Below are 219 nucleotides of genomic sequence, written 5' to 3'. Positions count from 1 at the left end.
CAGCAAAAAGTAGATTAGCAAAACAATTAATAGAGTCATATGATATAAAAACTGCTCAAGATATACAAGAAGCATTAAAAGACTTGCTAGGAGAAACGATAGAAAGCATGTTAAAAGCAGAACTTGATGAGCATTTGGATTATGAATATGGACAAACACCACTTTCAATAAATACAAGAAATGGAAGTAGTAAAAAAACAGTTAAATCTAGCATTGGAG

The 219-nt window shown here is 30.6% G+C and carries 1 protein-coding gene; it reads left to right on the top strand.

Features of this window, described 5'->3' with window-relative positions; translation table 11 throughout:
- Positions 1–29: 29 nt before the first annotated feature.
- Positions 30–219, top strand: a 190-nt coding sequence (locus tag ABGF45_RS08445) for a transposase (protein WP_408125378.1), incomplete at its 3' end; no start/stop codon positions are given.

This window comes from Helcococcus sp. KG196, assembly GCF_046035495.1.
Taxonomy (GTDB): Bacteria; Bacillota; Clostridia; order Tissierellales; family Peptoniphilaceae; genus Helcococcus; species Helcococcus ovis.
This window is presented reverse-complemented; position numbering and strand designations above follow the sequence as displayed.